The sequence below is a fragment of the Microbulbifer sp. genome (assembly GCF_036563125.1).
Lineage (GTDB): Bacteria > Pseudomonadota > Gammaproteobacteria > Pseudomonadales > Cellvibrionaceae > Microbulbifer.
Genome location: NZ_DATCMV010000155.1, coordinates 40,971 through 56,221 on the forward strand (window position 1 = coordinate 40,971; position 15,251 = coordinate 56,221).

The 15,251-nt window shown below is 60.1% G+C and carries 14 protein-coding genes; 13 read left to right on the forward strand and 1 reads right to left on the reverse strand.

Translation table 11 applies throughout. The features are described from left to right. Positions 1 to 75 precede the first annotated feature (75 nt). Both VIL80_RS13130 and VIL80_RS13135 read left to right on the forward strand, forming a co-directional pair. Positions 76 to 2,139 (forward strand): hybrid sensor histidine kinase/response regulator, encoded by a 2,064-nt coding sequence (locus tag VIL80_RS13130; protein ID WP_332036547.1) that lies wholly within the window; start codon positions 76 to 78, stop codon positions 2,137 to 2,139. 116 nt (positions 2,140 to 2,255) lie between these two features. Next, positions 2,256 to 5,720 (forward strand): EAL domain-containing protein, encoded by a 3,465-nt coding sequence (locus VIL80_RS13135; protein WP_332036548.1) that lies wholly within the window; start codon positions 2,256 to 2,258, stop codon positions 5,718 to 5,720. 45 nt (positions 5,721 to 5,765) lie between these two features. On the opposite strand, the gene VIL80_RS13140 is transcribed toward VIL80_RS13135, so the two are convergent. After that, positions 5,766 to 6,569 carry an inositol monophosphatase family protein gene (locus VIL80_RS13140; RefSeq protein WP_318954876.1) on the reverse strand — a complete coding sequence of 268 codons (804 nt, stop codon included), beginning with the start codon at positions 6,567 to 6,569 and terminating at the stop codon, positions 5,766 to 5,768. 197 nt (positions 6,570 to 6,766) lie between these two features. On the opposite strand from VIL80_RS13140, the gene trmJ reads away from it, so the two are divergent. From trmJ to rlmN, 11 genes are all read left to right on the forward strand, one after another. Next, positions 6,767 to 7,579, forward strand: a complete 813-nt coding sequence (trmJ, locus tag VIL80_RS13145) for a tRNA (cytosine(32)/uridine(32)-2'-O)-methyltransferase TrmJ (RefSeq protein ID WP_332036549.1) — start codon at positions 6,767 to 6,769, stop codon at positions 7,577 to 7,579. Positions 7,580 to 7,808: 229 nt separating this feature from the next. After that, positions 7,809 to 8,300 (forward strand): Fe-S cluster assembly transcriptional regulator IscR, encoded by a 492-nt coding sequence (gene iscR, locus VIL80_RS13150; RefSeq protein WP_332036550.1) that lies wholly within the window; start codon positions 7,809 to 7,811, stop codon positions 8,298 to 8,300. A 114-nt stretch (positions 8,301 to 8,414) separates the two neighbouring features. Continuing rightward, entirely contained in the window at positions 8,415 to 9,629 is a 1,215-nt protein-coding gene (locus tag VIL80_RS13155) for an IscS subfamily cysteine desulfurase (protein ID WP_332036551.1), read from the forward strand. Positions 9,630 to 9,674: 45 nt separating this feature from the next. Next, positions 9,675 to 10,079, forward strand: coding sequence for a Fe-S cluster assembly scaffold IscU (iscU, locus tag VIL80_RS13160; protein ID WP_318954872.1), 405 nt, complete (start codon positions 9,675 to 9,677; stop codon positions 10,077 to 10,079). Between the two features lie 47 nt (positions 10,080 to 10,126). Continuing rightward, the gene (iscA, locus tag VIL80_RS13165) at positions 10,127 to 10,450 is read left to right on the forward strand and encodes an iron-sulfur cluster assembly protein IscA (RefSeq protein ID WP_332036552.1); all 324 of its coding nucleotides are present in this window, start codon (positions 10,127 to 10,129) and stop codon (positions 10,448 to 10,450) included. 88 nt (positions 10,451 to 10,538) lie between these two features. Continuing rightward, a complete protein-coding gene (hscB, locus tag VIL80_RS13170; protein WP_332036553.1) occupies positions 10,539 to 11,063 on the forward strand; it encodes a Fe-S protein assembly co-chaperone HscB in 525 nt (174 codons plus the stop codon). A 39-nt stretch (positions 11,064 to 11,102) separates the two neighbouring features. After that, positions 11,103 to 12,983, forward strand: coding sequence for a Fe-S protein assembly chaperone HscA (gene hscA / locus VIL80_RS13175; protein ID WP_332036554.1), 1,881 nt, complete (start codon positions 11,103 to 11,105; stop codon positions 12,981 to 12,983). 51 nt (positions 12,984 to 13,034) lie between these two features. Then, positions 13,035 to 13,373, forward strand: a complete 339-nt coding sequence (fdx, locus tag VIL80_RS13180) for an ISC system 2Fe-2S type ferredoxin (protein WP_332036555.1) — start codon at positions 13,035 to 13,037, stop codon at positions 13,371 to 13,373. Between the two features lie 24 nt (positions 13,374 to 13,397). After that, entirely contained in the window at positions 13,398 to 13,592 is a 195-nt protein-coding gene (iscX, locus tag VIL80_RS13185; protein ID WP_414684560.1) for a Fe-S cluster assembly protein IscX, read from the forward strand. A 177-nt stretch (positions 13,593 to 13,769) separates the two neighbouring features. After that, positions 13,770 to 14,195: a nucleoside-diphosphate kinase gene (ndk, locus tag VIL80_RS13190; RefSeq protein WP_332036557.1), complete on the forward strand. Its 426-nt coding sequence runs from the start codon at positions 13,770 to 13,772 to the stop codon at positions 14,193 to 14,195. 102 nt (positions 14,196 to 14,297) lie between these two features. Beyond that, the coding region (gene rlmN, locus VIL80_RS13195) for a dual-specificity RNA methyltransferase RlmN (protein ID WP_332036558.1) at positions 14,298 to 15,251 on the forward strand (954 nt) is incomplete at its 3' end.

Consider the following 15,251-nt stretch of genomic DNA (forward strand, 5'->3'; position numbering starts at 1 on the left):
TTTGGGCCCCGCTTTGCGGGGCCTTTTTTTATCTGTCGATAAGTGATTCACTAGCCAAAGATCATCCCCCAAATTGTGAGGCCCTCCGGCAACTGGCTGGACGAGCCCGACGGCAAGACGGTGTCGAACTCTGCATCACCCTTATCTACAGTGGTCGGCCTGAATCTCGCCACCCCAGGCGAGCTTGAAGGTTTGCCGCCCGCACAGGCGCTGACACAGGTGCAGTATCTGCACAGTCTGCTTCTGAGTGCCAACCGCGGCCTGTGGGAATGGCACCCGGTCAGCGGTGTGCAGCGCGCTATAGGAAATCTGTGGGGGCAGCTGCACCTGGACCCGGAAACCGCCCTCGCTGGTGTCTGGACCGGAGACCTGGCGCTGGTGCACTCGGACGACCGCGACAGTCTGCTGTCTCTGCGCAACCGCCTGTGCCAGCAGGGCAAATTTGTGGATACCGCCATTCGCGCTTACGCCCGCGATGGCCAGCCGGTGTGGTTGCGGCTGTGGGGGCGCGCCTTCAGCGATCCCCAGGGCGAGCGTTTCTGCCTCGGCGGCTGTACCGATTACAGCGAATCCATTTCTCCCCGCTCCCTCTCGTATTTCTCCGGCGAGCGCTTTCACTACGCGCTGGAAGCGGTGGGCGATGGTCTGTGGGAGTGGGACCTGCGTGTGGATGAAGTGGTGATCGATGCCACCTGCTGGCGGCTACTGGGCTACCCCCGCGGTTCGGTTGACTCAGATGCACGCGCGGCGCTGGCGCGCTGGAAGACCCATATGCAGGCGGACGAATACCCGGATGTAAAGCAGGCGATGGAAGACATTGTGCGCGAGCAGCTGCCGCTGGATGTTGAGTTTCGTCTGCGCCACCGGGAGGGCAACATCATCTGGGTACGCTGTCGCGGCAATGTGCAGTGCAGCAGTGCCGGGCAGCCAATACGGGTGCTGGGTACGTTGCAGGACGTCACCGCGAGCAAGAAAAAACAGCTTCGAATGGAGGAGGAGCTGCGGCGACTGAAGCAGGAGAGCCAGGATCGCACTGCGCTCATCTCCAGCCTGAGCCACGAACTGCGCACACCGCTAAACGCCATTCTCGGTTATAGCCAGATGGTGGAGCTTGACCAGAGCCTGAACCCAGACCAGCGCCTGCGCCTGGCGGAAATCCGCAAGGCCGGTCAGCACCTGCTGCATCTGGTAGGTGACGTGCTGGATCTCGCGCGTACAGACAGCAACCGCCTGGCCCCAACCATCGAACCGATTCAGCCCGCTGCGCTGGTGGCGGATTGCCGCCAGCTGTTGGAGCCGCTGGCGGAGACCCGCAAGGTCAGTCTCACCTTCGAGCCGCTGGGCTGGGAGCACGCTTACATCCTCGCGGACAGGGTGCGCTTCAAACAGGTGGTGCTGAACCTGGTGGGTAATGCCATCAAGTACAATCGCGAAGGTGGCCGGGTGATGATTACCTTTGCACCCCAGGCGGAGGGATGGTTGCGGCTCAGTGTGCTGGATACCGGTTGCGGTATCGCTACCAATAACCAGGCCCATGTGTTCGAACCCTTCAATCGTCTTGGCGCCGAGCGCGGAAAAATCGAGGGTACCGGGGTAGGGCTTGCCATCGCCAGGCAGCTGACGGAGGCCATGGGTGGCCGGATCGGCTTTGATAGCGAAGAGGGGCAGGGCTCGGTATTCTGGATTGAGTTCATGATGAACGATGCCCCGGACGAAGTACTGCAAATGGCCGCGCGCCCGGATTACGCGCGCATGCTGCCGAGTTGTCGGGTACTGTATGTAACCGGCAGGACGTCCTCCGCCAGCCGTATGAAGTCGATGTTGGCAGCCGTGCCGCAAGTGGAAGTCCAGATCGCTACGGATGCCATGCGTGGCATCTTTGCCGCACGTACTGGCAAGCCGGACGTGATTCTGCTGGATGGTGAGTTGCCGGGCGTATCCCTGCAGGACTTTGCCGCTATCGTCCGCGGCGACAGTAGCACTGCGCATATACCGCTGCTGGGAATTGTCGATCAGCGCAGCCCGCATGTGGATGTATGTGTGCCCACCTCCTATGATCTCGCATCACTGGCAGAGGGGTTGCGTAACAGCCTGACCTCTGTGGATGTCAGCGGTGCGGTCAAGCAGACTGACAGGTAAACCTGACGTTTTCCCCCGAATTGAATTACACGCGCGGCGCCAGCGACAAAATCTGGAAGTATTTGGCAGCGTCCGTCAGACCATAACAACAAAATTGCAACAGGAAGTTGTGCTCGATGTCCGTTCACGACCCAGGTGGATATTCCAAGGCCGGCCCGGCAGCCACGGCGCAGACACAGCGGGAAAGCACGCTGCACGATGCCCTGATACTGCTGGTGGGCAGTTTTTGCCTGGCGTACTTCTGTAAAAACTTCCTCTCTCTCAGCAACGGCGTCGCCATTATCTGGCTGTCTGATGCTCTCGCCATCGCCATGCTCTACCGCCATAAACTGCGCGCCTGGCCGCTGTTGCTGAGCGGTTCCTTTGTGGGCAACCTGCTGGCTGCGCTTGCCAGTGGGCTGGAGCTGTTCATTGCACCACTCTATTCCCTCGCCGGCGTCGTGGAAGTGATCGCCGCCGCGGGCATGCTGCGACTGTTCTGCGCCGACGGCGATTTCTTTGGCAGCATGTGGCGCTGGATCAGGTTCATTTTCTTCGGTGCTTTTCTTTCGACCCTGGCGGGAGCGAGCGTGGGCGCCGGCATCGCCGCCTATTTTCGCGATATCCCATTCGGTCAGGTGTTCCTGTTCTGGTATCTGGCGGATGCCATCGGCATCTGCATGTTTCTGCCGCTGATCCACCTGCTTACCGGTGAATCCGCGCCGCGGGAACGGTTTGTGCGCTCTTATCTGCGCCTGTTGTCCGTGGGGGCGACAGCACTGGTCAGTAGTCTGTTATTGCTGGAGGTGTTTCCGGACCCGTTCGTATTCATCACGTTGCCGCTGATCTGGGCCGCCTCCCGGCTGGAGCTGCCTCAGGCACTGCTGGTGATTTTTTCCGCGGTACTGATGCTGCTGCTGCTGCTGGTCCATGGCAGTCAGTGGTTACCGGAAAACTTGCAGAGAGTGCGCAATATTCTGGATTTCCTGCCGCTGTTTGTGGGTATGGTGCCGGCCTATGTGATGGCGGTTACCTCTGGTATCGAGCGCAAGCGCAGCCAGCGAATCATCGAGGTGGAGAGCAGCTTCCGCACCGCCATGGGGTCCTCCCGTATCGGCATGCTGCTGGTGTCACTGGACAATCGCATCATCCAGGCCAATCCCAGTTTCTGCCGTTTTATCGGGTATTCCGAAGTGGAGCTGCGCGGGCTCAATATTCGCGAAGTGGTGTGCCTTTCCGATTCTGCTGGAAACCTGGATGGGACTGATTCGCGGACACCGCAGATTGACTTCGAACTGGGTTTTGTCCAGGACGCGGAGTGGCGCTTCCTGCGCAAAAGTGGCGAGCAGGTTTGGGGCCACTGGTCCTGCAGTCTCGCACGTGGCATGCGCAACGAGCCGCTGTATGCGGTGGTGCAGGTGGAGGATATCGACTGGCGGAAACGCAGCGAGGCGCAACTGGCGAGAGCCGAGGAGCGCTGGAAGTTTTCTCTCACGGTAACCGGCCAGGTGGTGTACGACTGGGATCTCATTACCGGAAAAACCTTTTTCTCTGAGTGGCTTAACAGTGGTGTCGGCATCGATGCCGCCTACCTTGCCAGCCGCCAGGATTGGCTCGATCGCGTCTGTCTTGAAGACCGCCAGCGGCTGTTACTGGCGCAGCGCAGGCACTTTTCCGGACTCGCGCGGGATATCGACTGCCAGTACCGGGTGCGCACCGATTCCGGTGCAACACGCTGGATTCACGAGGTCGCCCACGTCATGGAATCTGGTGATCGCGGCGAACCACTGCGTCTTATCGGTGTGCTGCGGGATATCACCGAAAACAAAAACATGGCGCGCTCACTGGAGGAAGAAAAGGAACACCTCCAGGTTACCCTGAATGCCATCGCGGATGCGGTGATTGCCACCGATCCGCTACAGCGGATCACCTTCATGAATCCGGTGGCGGAACAGTTAACCGGCTGGGCGCTGGCGGAAGTGAAAGGCAAGGTGGTTGGTGCAGTTTTACAAATGACCAACGGCCGTGAAGGCGGCCCTATTTCGTGCCCGGTTACCGAGTGCCTGCGCAGTGTGATGCCCGTTTTTTCCGTCGAGGGTACCGTGCTGCACAACCGGCGTGGTCACATTTACGACGTGAAATGTTCGGCGTCACCGCTGCGCACTGGCAACGGGCAATTGCTCGGCGCGGTGCTGGTATTCCAGGATGTTACCGAAACCCGTGAGCTGATCCGGCAGTTGCGCTACAAAGCGAGCCACGACGACCTTACTCACCTTTCCAACCGCGAATCGTTCAAGCGGGACCTGCTGGACGCCGTCGCCAGCGTGCGCAACAGCGACACCGTGCACGTGCTCGCCTATATGGATCTCGACCGCTTCAAGGTCATCAACGACAGTGCCGGGCACCAGGCCGGCGACGCGCTGCTGCGCAATGTGGCGCGTTTTCTTCGCGGTGAGTTGCGCGAGAGCGATAGCGTGGCGCGGCTCGGCGGCGACGAATTCGGCATTCTGCTGCGGGATTGCAACAAGGAGCAGGGGCGGCAACGCTGTGAGCAACTGGTGCGGAAAATTGCTGCGCTGCGTTTTCCCTGGGGCGGGCGTATTTTCGATGTCGGGGCCAGTGTGGGGGTGACGGAGGTCCGCCGCGACAACAGCCAGATTGCAGACCTGATGAGCCAGGCGGACGTGGCCTGTTATTCCGCGAAGCACGCCGGGCGCGGTGTGGTGATGTTGTACGAGGCCGACAGCAGCGCCGCCGCCGAGCAGCACCGGGAAATCCATATGGCATCGCGTATTCGCGAGGCGCTGGATGAAAGCCGCCTGCGCCTGTTCGCGCAGCCCATCGCCAGTGCCGATGACCCGAAAAATATCAGCCATTACGAGCTGCTGGTGCGCATGGTGGATACGGATGGCACCCTGATCCCTCCCGGTGCCTTTATTCCCGCCGCCGAGCGCTACGGACTGATGCTGCAGGTGGATAACTGGGTGATGAATGAATTCCTGCGCGAGCAGGTGCGGGCGGTGGCGCAGAGTGGCCTGAGCTTTGCGATGAATCTGTCTGCGGAAGCCATCGGCGACGGTGCCTTCCAGCAGCGTCTGTTCGCGTTGCTGGAAGATTCGGCACTGCCGGCCGACCGCCTGGGTATCGAAATTACCGAAACGGCTATGGTCAACCAGATGGAGAGCGCCAGCCAGTTCGTAGAGGCGCTGCGGGAAATGGGCTGCAAGGTGGCGCTGGACGATTTCGGCAACGGCCTGAGTTCCTTCAATTACCTCAAGGCGTTTGCCATCGATTACATCAAGATCGACGGCAGTTTTGTGCGGCAGGTGGAGTCGAACTTTGTCGACCTGATGATCGTCGAGTCCATCAACCAGGTGGCCCACCGCCTGAAGGCGCGCACCATTGCCGAATACGTGGAGGACGCAGCTACCGCGGACAGGCTGAACAGAATCGGTGTGGATCTGGTGCAGGGGTACTACATCGGGCGGCCGCTACCGCTGGAGGACTTGTTGGCTGAAGCCGGTGAGAAACGAAAAGTACGCTTGGCAGAGAACACCGGGCGGGTGCGTCGGGACCAGACCCAGCTTGAACTGGAGAGCTGAACCGGCCCTGCGGCCGGTTCAGTGCGAGCAAGTGGAGCGTATTGCTCAGCGGATCTTGCCGAGGTGCTTGCCGACGATCTGCAGCAGCGGCTTGAAGGTTTTCGGCGTGGCGCACACCAGGTTGCCGGTGTCCAGGTAGTCGTTGCCACCGCGGAAGTCGCTGATCAGGCCGCCGGCTTCCTTCACCAGCAGGGAACCCGCGGCGATATCCCAGGTGTTCAGATACATTTCCCAGAAACCGTCAAAACGGCCGGCGGCCACATAGGCGAGGTCCAGCGCGGCGGCGCCGGGACGGCGGATACCGGCGGTCTGGCCGGCAATTTCTTTCAGCGCGGCGAGATAGGGGTCGATGTTTTCCAGCGAGTGGCCGTTAAACGGAATGCCGGTACCGATCAGGGCGCCGTTCAGGCCCTGGCGGTTGGATACGCGGATGCGACGGCCATTGAGCGCAGCGCCGCGGCCGCGGCTCGCGGTGAATTCCTCGCGCTTGATCGGGTCGAGCACTACGGCGTGTTCGATCTGGCCGCGGTAGCGGCAGGCGATGGAAATGGCGAAGTGCGGGCAGCCGTGGATAAAGTTGGTAGTGCCGTCCAGCGGGTCGATGATCCACTCATACTCGGGCTCGGCGCCTTCCTGCAGGCCGCTCTCCTCGCCGCGAATGCTGTGTTTGGGGAAGGCCTTGCGCAGGTGATAGATGATTTCCTGCTCGCTGGCGCGATCCACTTCTGTCACGTAATCGTTGCGACCCTTCTCTTCAAACTTCATCAGGTCGCCGCGCTCCCAGGCACGTTCAATCAGTTCACCGGCCTTGCGCGCCGCGCGCAGGGCAATATTCAGCATGGGTTCCATAGGAATTCCGCGATCAGTTAGTGGATTCTAAAAAAGCAGCACCGGGCTGGCCGGGCGGGCGCGATTGTAGGGATTCCTGTGCAATTTTGCTACACTCCGCGCCCGTTTTGTAACACGCAAGTGTAGGCTCGGTGTTCGGCACTTCCTGTATCAAATCCCGACATTCGATAGTCCTACCCCAGTACCCGGTAATCTCCATGGCGACCTCTCCCTCAGAAACCGCAACTTCCACCGCCTCCCAGTCCGCGCTCGACGCGCTGCACAATATTCGCGTGGTGCTGGTGAACAGCGCCCACCCGGGCAATATTGGCGGCGCTGCCCGCGCGCTCAAGAATATGGGCCTGAGCCAGCTCTATCTGGTGCAGCCGCGAGAATTCCCTGCTGCCAACGCGGTGTGGCGCGCCGCCGGTGCCGCCGAGCTGCTGGACAGCGCGGTGGTAGTGGAGACCCTGGAGGAGGCGGTAGCCGACTGCGGTCTGGTGGTGGCCACCAGTGCCCGCGAGCGCCGTATTCCCTGGCCGCTGCTAACCCCACGGGAATGCGGGGTGCGCGCAGTGGCGGAAGCGAAGACCCACCCGGTGGCGCTGGTGTTCGGGCGCGAGGATCGCGGGCTCACCAATGAAGAGTTGCAGGCGTGCAATTTTCACGTGCACATTCCGTCAAATCCCGAGTACAGCTCGCTGAATCTCGCGACCGCCGTGCAGGTGCTGGTGTACGAGGCGCGCATGGCTGCGCTTGAGGCGGATCGCGGCGAATCGCTCAGCTACTCCGACTGGGATCGCCCGCCGGCCAAGGCGTCAGATATGGAACTCTATTACGAGCATCTTCAGGTGGCGCTGGCGGAGCTAGGTTTTATTGACCCCGACAACCCCCGTCAGACCATGACCCGTTTGCGTCGACTATTCAGTCGGGTGCGCCCGGACGATATGGAGCTGGGAATCCTGCGCGGCATGCTGACCGCAATCCAGAACCATATTCATCGGTCCGGCGGCAAGGGGCGCCCGGACTGACAAGTTCCGAGGCTGGGGCGGTATTCGGGGGCTATATGCCCTCGAATAGGGCGCGGATAACCAATCGGTATAACCACCTGCCAAATACCCGACTAGTTCGCTCGGCTATATACTTGACCACAGTAGTGGGTTATTTCATACTCGCGCCCCGATTCAGTGGTGCTGGCTCGGGTCTATAGTCCGCGAAAGGTCTGTAAAAGACCCGCGAGCCGGAGCGACAGGAGGGGATATGCGTTTGACAACTAAAGGGCGGTATGCGGTCACAGCCATGCTCGACCTGGCGTTGCATGCAGAGCGCGGTCCCATCAGCTTGGCGGATATTTCCAAGCGCCAGGATATTTCCCTGTCTTATCTAGAGCAGTTGTTCTCCCGTTTACGCCAGTCCGGCCTGGTTTCCAGCGTGCGCGGCCCCGGTGGTGGTTACCGCCTTGCGCGTCCCAGTGCTGAAATCTGTGTGGCGGAAATCATCGATGCGGTCAATGAATCCGTTGACGCTACCAGCTGTGGCGGCAACAGCGACTGCTCCGGTGGCGAACAGTGCCTTACCCATTATTTGTGGACGGATCTCAGTCGCCAGATTCACAGCTTCCTGAACGGTATCAGCCTGGCAGACCTGGTTGAGCGCTCCGAGGTGCAGGAAGTGGCTCGCCGCCAGGATTGCCGCAGCGGCGCTGACGGAACGATTGAACAGAAAGTAGCGATTATTGGTGGCTTGCAGTAATGTGCCGGCCGCCCGATCAGGCCTTGGGCACTGATAGGCGCTTTTCAGACAGTAAAAGCAGCAAGTGACAGCAGTATGGCGCCGGCAGTAACCGGCGAGTGGAGACCAGAGACTATGAAGCTTCCCATTTACCTGGATTATTCGGCAACCTGCCCGGTAGACCCGCGCGTCGCCAATAAAATGGCGGAGCAGTTGACCATGGACGGCAACTTCGGCAACCCGGCATCCCGCTCTCACCTGTTTGGCTGGAAGGCCGAGGAAGCGGTCGAGGATGCGCGCCGCCAGGTAGCGGAACTGGTTAACGCCGACCCGCGTGAAATTGTGTGGACCAGTGGTGCCACCGAGTCCGACAACCTTGCCATCAAGGGCGCTGCCCACTTCTACCAGGGCAAGGGCAAGCACATCATCACCTCCAAAATTGAGCACAAGGCGGTACTCGACACCTGTCGCCAGTTGGAGCGTGAAGGCTTTGAAGTCACCTACCTGAACCCGAAGGAAGACGGCATCGTCTACCCGGAGCAGGTAGCAGAGGCGCTGCGTGAAGACACCATCCTGGTCAGCCTGATGCACGTCAATAACGAGATTGGCGTGGTCAACGACATCGCGGCGATTGGTGAACTGTGTCGCGCGAACAAAGTCATTTTCCACGTGGACGCGGCCCAGAGCGCCGGCAAGATCGACATTGACCTGGAAAACACCAAGGTCGACCTGATGTCCTTCTCTGCCCACAAAATTTACGGTCCCAAGGGCATTGGTGCCCTGTATGTGCGCCGCAAGCCGCGTGTGCGTATTGAAGCCCAGATGCACGGCGGTGGTCACGAGCGCGGCATGCGTTCCGGTACCCTGCCCACCCACCAGATCGTGGGCATGGGTGAAGCATTCCGCATCGCCAAGGAAGAAATGGCAGAAGAGGCCAAGCGTCTGATCGCCCTGCGTGAGCGCTTTTGGAGCCAGATCAGCGATATGGAAGAGGTGCACATCAACGGCTCCATGGAGCATCGTGTACCGGGCAACCTGAACGTGAGCTTCGCGTTTGTTGAGGGTGAGAGCCTGATCATGTCCCTGAAGGATCTGGCGATCTCCTCCGGTTCCGCCTGTACTTCCGCCAGCCTCGAGCCCAGCTATGTGTTGCGCGCGCTGGGTGTGAACGACGAGCTGGCTCACAGCTCCCTGCGCTTCAGTTTTGGTCGTTTTACCACGGAACAGGACGTGGATACCGCGGCCCAAGAAGTAAGGAAAGCAGTGGAAAAGCTGCGCGAGCTGTCCCCGCTCTGGGACATGTACAAAGATGGTGTTGATCTCAGCACCATCGAATGGGCAGCACATTAATCGCTGCCCGGGGCGGCATTGGAAACGAATTGAGAGGGTACAGTCATGGCCTATAGCGATAAAGTAATTGACCACTATGAACACCCCCGCAATGTCGGCCGCATGGACGACAAAGCGGACAACGTGGGTACCGGCATGGTCGGCGCGCCGGCTTGTGGTGACGTGATGCGTCTGCAGATCCAGGTGAATGACGCCGGCATCATCGAAGATGCCAAGTTCAAAACCTACGGCTGCGGTTCCGCCATCGCCTCCAGTTCCCTGCTTACCGAGTGGGTGAAGGGTAAAACCCTGGACGAGGCGGTGCAGATCAAGAACACCCAGATCGCCGAAGAACTGGCGCTGCCGCCGGTGAAAATCCACTGCTCCGTGCTGGCGGAAGACGCCATCAAGGCGGCAGTGCGCAATATCCGCGAAAAACGCGGCGAGCAGGTGGAAGAGTCCGCGGGTTAAGCGCGGATCTGTCCATAGTCATCAGGCGGTAAGGAGTAGCAGAGCACATGGCCATTACCATGACCGAAGCGGCCCAGGCACACGTTGCCAAACAGCTGGCCAATCGCGGCAAGGGCATCGGAATTCGCGTCGGTGTAAAAACCGCCGGGTGCTCCGGTATGGCTTATGTACTGGAGTTTGTCGACCAGGCCGAAGCGGAAGATGAGGTGTTTGAAGCTGGCGGCGTGAAACTGGTGGTAGATCCGAAAAGCCTCGCTTACCTCGACGGCACCGAGCTGGATTTCGTCAAGGAAGGGTTGAACGAAGGCTTCGCCTTCAAAAACCCGAACGTGAAGAATGAGTGCGGCTGCGGCGAAAGTTTCCACGTATAAACGGGGAGATTTTTCTGGCAGCAGAAGGCCGGATGCCCGAGTGCATACCGGCCTTTTTGTTATTTTTTGCAGCGGGCGGACTGACTGAATGAAACTGCAACAGAACCACTTTGAAATTTTCGGCCTGCCGGTGGCCTACGAGGTGGACCGACAGCTGCTGACCAAGCGCTACCGGGAGTTGCAGCAGGAATTTCACCCGGACCGGTTCGCGGCCAAATCCGATCGCGAGCAGATGCTGTCCATGCAGTACGCAGCGCAGATCAACGAGGCCAACAATACCCTCAAGGATCCGGTGGCTCGCGCGCAATACCTGCTGCAGTTGTTCGGTGTCGAGATCAAGCCCGAGCAGACCACAGCCGATGGCGAATTCCTGATGCAGCAGATGATCCTGCGCGAGCGTCTGGAAGAGGTACGCGATGCCGCTAACCCGGAAGTGGAACTGGATGAACTGGGCAGCGATGCCGCAGACCTGTTCCGCAGCCAGGAGCTGGCGTTTTCCACAGGCCTGAAAAACCGGGAGCTGGAGCAGGCGAAGTCTGCGCTGCTGAAGATGCAGTTTCTCGCCAAGTTGCGCCGGCAGATCGACGCGCTCGAAGAAGAACTACTCGACTGAACGCATTTAAGTTATCGAAGCACTGTTGTTTAAAGAATTATGGCACTACTGCAGATTTCCGAACCCGGCCAGACCCCCGAACCGCACCAGCGCAAGCGCGCAGTAGGTATCGACCTCGGCACCACCAACTCCCTGGTGGCCACGGTGCGCAGTGGCAGCGCGGAAGCCCTGCCGTCGGCAGACGGTCGCGTGATCCTGCCCTCCGCGGTGCGCTACAGTGAAGCCGGTGTAGACGTGGGCTACGGCGCGCGCGCCGCGGCCGGTGACGACCCCTACAACACCCTGATATCCATCAAGCGCTTTATGGGGCGCGGTCTCGCCGATATCAAAAATTTCGGCGACCAGCTGCCCTACAAATTCGCCCCTGATAACGGCGGCATGCCGGCCATTGAGACCGTGGCCGGTGCGGTCAACCCGGTGCAGGTGTCTGCAGAAATCCTCAAGGTGCTGGCCCAGCGCGGTGCGGACTCCCTCGGTGGACCGCTCGACGGCGCTGTGATCACCGTGCCCGCCTATTTTGACGAAGCCCAGCGTCAGGCCACCAAGGACGCGGCCAAACTCGCCGGCCTCAAGGTGCTGCGCCTGCTAAATGAGCCCACCGCCGCGGCAGTGGCGTACGGCCTCGACAAGTCCGACCAGGGCGGTGATGTGGCGGACAAGACCATCGCCGTGTACGACCTTGGTGGCGGTACCTTCGATATTTCCATCCTGCGCCTGTCCAAGGGTGTATTTGAGGTGCTCTCCACCGGTGGCGACAGCGCCCTCGGCGGCGACGACTTCGACCATGCGGTGGCGGAGTGGGTGGCCTTGGAGGCTGGCCTCGGAACCGATCTGGATGCGGCTACCCAGCGCCAGCTGCTGAACCTTGCCTGCGCGGCAAAAGAGGCGCTCGCGGGAGAGACTTCGGTGCCGGTGGCCTTCGGCAACTGGAGCGGCACACTGACTCGCGACAAGCTTGCGGAGCTGATCGACCCACTGATCAATAAAACCCTGCGCGCGTGCAAGCGCGCGCTGCGGGATGCCGGCCTCGACGCGCAAGACGTCGAAGAGGTGGTACTGGTGGGCGGTTCCACAAGGACCCTGCGGGTGCGGGAAACGGTGCAGGAGTTTTTCGGGCGCGAGCCCCACGCGGATATCGACCCCGACCAGGTGGTCGCTATCGGTGCCGCAATCCAGGCGGACGTGCTGGTGGGCAACAAGTCCCGCGAGGACCTGTTGTTGCTGGACGTGATTCCCCTGTCCCTTGGCATCGAGACCATGGGGGGGCTCACCGAAAAGCTGATCCACCGCAATACCACTATCCCGGTGGCCAAGGCTCAGGAATTCACCACCTTCAAGGACGGCCAGACGGCCATGGCCATCCACGTGGTGCAGGGTGAGCGTGAACTGGTAACAGACTGCCGATCGCTGGCGCGCTTTGAACTGCGCGGTATCCCGCCGATGGTGGCGGGGGCGGCGCATATCCGCGTGACCTTCCAGGTGGATGCGGATGGCCTGCTGGCAGTGAGTGCGGTGGAGAAAAGCAGCGGCGTGGCCGCGGAAATCACCGTGAAACCGTCCTACGGTCTTGAGGATACGGATATCACCCGCATGTTGCAGGATTCCTACGCCAACGCTGCGGAAGATATTGCTGCGCGCGCCCTGCGTGAGGCTCAGGTAGAAGCGGAGCGCACCCTGGAGGCAATGCTGGTGGCGTTGCGGGAGGACGGTGCAGAGCTGCTGGATGAGCGCGAACTCGGCGAGCTGGAGCGGGCCATGGAGGCATTGCGCCTGGCACACAACGGCGGTACTCCGGAAGAGATTCGCAGCCGCATCGAAGAGCTGAATACCCTGTCCGAGCCCTACGCCGCCCGCCGCATGGACAAGTCCATCAAGCGCGCCATGCAGGGCCACAGCCTGGATGAATTCGACAAGCCCTGAGAGAGCAATTCGACAAGCCCTGAGGGCGGTCACTGAGTGAGAGTTTGAGTTATGCCGAAGATTGTTTTCCTGCCCCATCCGGAGCTGTGCCCGGAAGGCAAGGTCATCGAAGTGGAGCCGGGTATCACGGTGTGTGACGCTGCGCTGCAGAACGGTGTCGAGATCGAGCACGCGTGCGAGAAGTCCTGCGCCTGCACCACCTGCCACGTGATCGTGCGCGAGGGTTTTGACTCCCTGGGAGAGCCGGATGAGCTGGAAGAGGACCTGCTGGACAAGGCCTGGGGCCTGGAGCCGGAGTCCCGTCTGTCGTGTCAGGCGGTGGTAGAGGACGAGGATCTGGTGGTGGAGATTCCCAAGTACACCATCAACCAGGTTTCCGAGCGCCATTAAGCGCATAAAGACGAGGGTTTGACCATGAAGTGGACGGATATTCACGATATCGCCATCGAACTTGCCGACAACTACCCGGACGTAGACCCGCTTGCGGTCAACTTCGTCGACCTGCGCAAATGGGTGATGGACCTGCCGGACTTTGACGACGACCCCGATCGCTGTGGTGAGAAGATCCTGGAGGCCATCCAGGCGGCCTGGATCGAAGAAAACGAATAGTCACATCTGCAGTACAAACTTCACCCTACTACGCGTATAATCCGCGCTCCGCGAATCGAGATTGGTTAAATAATCATCAATTCGCCGCGAAGAGAATTCAGGGAAGAGCAACTCCGGTTGCTCTTTTCGTATCTATAGCAAACGCAATTGTCATCAAACCTGAAATTGGAGAAAACCATGGCCCAGGAACGTACTCTGTCCATCATCAAGCCGGACGCAGTAGCCAAGAACGTAATCGGCGAAATCGAGAGCCGCTTTGAGAAAGCCGGTCTGAGCATTGTTGCCATGAAAATGGTTCAGCTGTCCCGCGAGAAAGCCGAAGGCTTCTACGCCGAGCACAAAGAGCGTCCTTTCTTCAAGGATCTGGTCGATTTCATGACTTCCGGCCCGGTTGTTGTACAGGTTCTGGAAGGCGAGAACGCCGTTAAGGCCAATCGCGACCTGATGGGCGCAACCAACCCGAAAGAAGCCGAAGCCGGCACCATCCGCGCGGACTTTGCTGACAGCATCGACGCCAACGCGGTACACGGTTCCGACTCCACCACTTCCGCTGAGCGCGAAGTGAGCTACTTCTTCTCTGCAGAAGAAATCTGCGCGCGCTAATCCTTCGATTTAGCTGTGCGCTCACCGCGCAGGTCCTGATCAAGGGTGCCTGCGCGGTGAAACCCCACTTATTCCGCATCGATGTCGATGCAAGGTGAATCCATGAGCGACGTACAAGTAGTGCAAGCTGCTACCGAACAAACCGAAAAAGTGAACCTGCTGGGGCTGTCCGTGGACAAGCTCGCGGATTTCTTTGACGGTCTCGGCGAGAAGCGTTTTCGCGCGGTACAGGTGCTGAAGTGGATTCACCAGAACGGCGCGGACGATTTCGAGCAGATGACCAATGTCAGCAAGGCGCTGCGTGCGAAGCTGGCAGAAGTGGCCGAGATCCGTGCCCCCAAAGTCCTGAAACAGATGGACTCCGCCGACGGCACCCGCAAATGGTTGATCGAAGTGACCGGTGGCAATGTGATCGAGACCGTATTCATCCCCGACGGCGAGCGCGGCACCCTCTGTGTGTCCTCCCAGGTGGGGTGTTCCCTCGACTGCAGCTTCTGCGCCACCGGCAAGCAGGGGTTCAACCGCGACCTGACTGCGGCCGAGATCATCGGCCAGGTGTGGATCGCATGTAAGTCCTTTGGCCAGTTGCAGCCGAAAGGCCCGCGCAAGGTGACCAACGTGGTGATGATGGGTATGGGTGAGCCCCTGCTCAACTTCGACAACGTGGTCGATGCGATGAACCTGATGATGGAAGACAATGCCTACGGCATCTCCAAGCGTCGGGTGACCCTGAGCACCTCCGGTGTGGTGCCGGCACTGGATCGCCTGGCAGAGGTGACCGATGTCAGCCTGGCCATCTCCCTGCACGCGCCCAATGACGAGCTGCGCAACGAGCTGGTGCCGATCAACAAGAAGTACCCCATCGCCATGTTGCTCGACAGCGCCAAACGCTATATCGAGAGCATGCCGGACAACCATCGCAAGATGACCATCGAGTACACCATGATCCGGGACGTGAACGATCGCCCGGAGCACGCCGAGCAACTGGGCGAGCTGTTGCGTGATGTGCCGGTAAAGATAAATCTGATACCCTTCAACCCGTTCGAACTGTCCGAC